Source organism: Bartonella sp. AP150HLJHH (genome assembly GCF_042196385.1).
Classification (GTDB): domain Bacteria; phylum Pseudomonadota; class Alphaproteobacteria; order Rhizobiales; family Rhizobiaceae; genus Bartonella.
This window is the reverse complement of record NZ_JBHIQC010000100.1, coordinates 1-1094: the sequence shown is the minus strand read 5'-3', so window position 1 is coordinate 1094 and position 1094 is coordinate 1. Positions and strand designations below refer to the sequence as shown.

Sequence of the window (1094 nt, the reverse complement as noted above, 5' to 3'; positions counted from 1 at the left end):
CACAATGTGAGTTTTGAGAGCGCTCTTAAACAGGCAGGCTTTCAAACAAAAGTTATCCCTAATCAGGGAGCAGGGGCTGTTAAGATACGTATAGAAACAGTCCGCCGTGTTTTGCCTTCTGTTTGGTTTAATGAGAAGACGACAGTAGCAGGACGTAAGGCACTGAACTGGTATCACGAGAAATGGGATGAGAAGCGTAATATTGGCTTGGGAGCAGAGCATGATTGGTCCAGTCATGGGGCAGATGCCTTTGGACTGATGTGTATTTCATACAAACCACCAAAAGAAATACAAAAGCGACCAGCTTATAGCGGCAGAACGGAATATGAGAGTACCTCATGGATGGCAGAATGATGCATGATGATGAACGTTTAGAGAAAGACAGCAATGTATCTGATCTCTCTCATGAAGGTTTGTTTCGTAAGCTTGTGAGTTGGTACAAAGAAGATGTGGAGCATGTGAACAAATGGCGTGAACATGCGCGGGAGGATTTTGGTTTTTACAATGGTGATCAATGGAATGAAGAAGATTTATCGGCGTTAAAAAAGCAACGCCGCCCCGTTATGACTTTTAATCGTATTGCTCCGCTTGTGAATGCTGTTGTGGGTTCAGAACGCAACAATAAGCGAGAAGTGCAATTCATTCCTCGTCAAATAGGGAAGGCATTGCCAAGTGAATTACTTACAGGAGCAGCAGAATGGTTTCGCGACATGGCACATGCTGAATATGCAGATAGTGATGCTTTCCAAGATGCTGTCATTTGTGGAATGGGGTGGACTGATACCCGCCTTGATTATGAGAACAGCCTCGATGGTGAACCGGTCATTACGCGTTTAGATCCTTTAAAAATGGTCTGGGATAGTGCGGCAGTGCAACCGAATTTAACCGATGCACAACGTTTGTGGTATGTAGACCGCAAGCCGTTAGAAGTAGCTAAGCAGATGTTTCCCAAATCTCATTGGACAGAGCTGAGTGCAGATTGGGCAAGGGATGGGAGCTCTCATGAAGGTGTTCACCATAATGATCTTGATTATTACAGTGATGAAGGGAGCATTGATGTTGAAAACGGTCGTCGGATGGTCACGCTTGTTGAA

Annotated in this window: 1 protein-coding gene and 1 pseudogene; both read left to right on the top strand. The window is 44.8% G+C overall.

The annotated features are described in order from the left end of the window. Positions 1-354: pseudogene (locus ACFING_RS09865) on the top strand (PBSX family phage terminase large subunit); the annotation flags it as partial. Next, a partial coding sequence (locus ACFING_RS09860; RefSeq protein WP_375630787.1) for a portal protein occupies positions 339-1094 on the top strand: 756 nt, incomplete at its 3' end. The pseudogene ACFING_RS09865 and the gene ACFING_RS09860, both read left to right, overlap by 16 nt.